This is a genomic window from Mycolicibacterium stellerae (assembly GCF_003719305.1).
Taxonomy (GTDB): Bacteria; Actinomycetota; Actinomycetes; order Mycobacteriales; family Mycobacteriaceae; genus Mycobacterium; species Mycobacterium stellerae.
In genome coordinates this window covers 1-1,929 of sequence record NZ_RARC01000071.1, presented here as the reverse complement: position 1 = coordinate 1,929, position 1,929 = coordinate 1, and the positions used below count along the sequence as shown (strand labels likewise).

Annotated in this window: 2 protein-coding genes and 2 pseudogenes; all 4 read right to left on the bottom strand. The window is 63.5% G+C overall.

Annotated elements, in window-relative coordinates; genetic code table 11:
* Window positions 1-146, bottom strand: a 146-nt coding sequence (nuoK, locus tag D6M19_RS33965; protein ID WP_123029668.1) for an NADH-quinone oxidoreductase subunit NuoK, incomplete at its 3' end; no start/stop codon positions are given.
* A gap of 125 nt (window positions 147-271) precedes the next feature.
* A pseudogene (locus D6M19_RS33960) lies at window positions 272-952 on the bottom strand (NADH-quinone oxidoreductase subunit J); the annotation flags it as partial.
* Between the two features lie 8 nt (window positions 953-960).
* Window positions 961-1,389, bottom strand: a pseudogene (gene nuoI / locus D6M19_RS33955) (NADH-quinone oxidoreductase subunit NuoI); the annotation flags it as partial.
* A partial coding sequence (locus tag D6M19_RS33950; protein ID WP_206428720.1) for an NADH-quinone oxidoreductase subunit H occupies window positions 1,382-1,929 on the bottom strand: 548 nt, incomplete at its 5' end. The pseudogene nuoI and the gene D6M19_RS33950, both read right to left, overlap by 8 nt.

The following is a 1,929-nucleotide window of genomic DNA, read 5'->3' as shown; positions in this document are numbered from 1 at the left end:
GAGAACGCCACGAACGCCAGATTGGCCGCATTGAGCATCAACTCGACACACATGAACATCACGATGGCGTTGCGGCGCAACAAAACCCCCGCCGCACCAATCGTGAACAACAACGCCGACAAATACACACAGCTCGTGGGGTTCATCCGTGTCCGTCCCCGGTTGTGCTGTGCACCCAGTCGTCAACCCAGTCGGCGCCGATATCGCAGAGCGGTGTGATCGGCCGAAGATGCGACCGCCTCGACGAGTTCGCCGGTCGCATCTCTACGGCGCGTGGCCGCAACACCGGTGCTACCGAATCGGGCGCGGGTGAACCGTCCGGGAGCAGCGCCAGAGTGTTGACGGCGTTGTGATGGGCGAAGACACCCGGATTGGGCAGCGTGGTGGGATGCGCGCCCGGCCGGAACCGCTCGGTGGCGAGTTCACGCTGTGTCTTCCGCCGCTTCGAGCGCTCCCGAAAGGCAAGGACCATCGCGCCCACCGCCGCGGTGATGAGCAGTGCGCTCGTCAGTTCGAACGCCCACAGGTAGCGGGTGAAGATCAACGCCGCCAACCCCTCGACGTTCCCGCCGCTGTTGGCCTCCGCCAAGCCGGTGAAGCCGATCGCCGACACGTTGCCGATACCTGCGATGAGTAGAAACCCGAAGCCGAGACCCACCGTGATCGCTGCAACGCGTTGCCCGCGAATGGTTTCCGTCATCGATTCGGCAGAGTCGACGCCGATGAGCATCAGCACGAACAGGAAAAGCATCATCACCGCGCCGGTGTAGACGACCACCTGCACGATGCCGAGGAACAGGGCGTCCTGCGCGATGTAGAACACGGCGAGCGCGATCATCGTCATCGCGAGGAACATCGCGGAGTAGACGGCCTTGGCCGCGGTCACAACTCCGAGTGCGCCGATTACTGCGACGACACCGAGCACGCAGAACAACGCGCCTTCGCCGGTCATCGGTGTGTCTCCGGGGCCGGGGCGAGCAGTTTGTCTTTGCCCCAGATGAGGTCGGCGCGGTTGTCGTCGGCCATCTCGTATTCGTTGGTCATGGTCAGTGCGCGGGTGGGGCAGGCTTCGATGCACAGTCCGCAGCCGATGCAGCGTAGGTAGTTGATTTGGTAGACGCGGCCGTAGCGTTCGCCGGGGGAGAAGCGTTCGTCGGGGGTGTTGTTGTCGCCTTCGACGTAGATCGCGTCGGCCGGGCAGGCCCACGCGCACAACTCACACCCGATGCACTTCTCCAGCCCGTCGGGGTAGCGGTTGAGTTGGTGGCGGCCGTGATAGCGCTTGGCGACCGGCCCTGGCTTCTCCGGGTACTCCTCGGTGATCGGCTTCTTGAACATCGTGGAAAACGTGACCCGGAAACCTGATAGGGCGTCCAGCAATTTAGGCATCGATGTCTTCCCGTCGAATGACGATCATCGGGTCAACCACGCGCTGGCCCGGGAGCGGCGGAACCGGATAGCCGGCGGCCATCGGATTGACGTACGTGGTCTCCCGGATCGGGCGAATGGTGTTGGTGGCCTCACGGTTCGACAACGCCCGCACCGCAACCACGACGACGGCAATTACGAGACAGAGCCCGGCAGCGGCCGTCGCCCATGGGGATATGCCGAGGGCAGATTTCAGGCCTCGTGCGATGGCGACGATCATCAGCCATAGCAGCGAGATCGGGATCAGCACTTTCCAACTCAGTGCCATGAATTGGTCGTAGCGCAGTCGGGGCAGGGTGGCGCGTAGCCAGAAGTAGCCGAACAGGAATGCCCATACTTTGGCGGTGAACCAAAGTAGGGGCCACCAGCCGGTGTTGGCGCCGTCCCACAGGCTGATCGGCCACGGCGCGTGCCAGCCGCCGAGGAACATCGTGGTGGCCAACGCCGACACGGTGGTCATGTTGACGTACTCGGCGAGCATGAACATCGCGAACTTCAGCG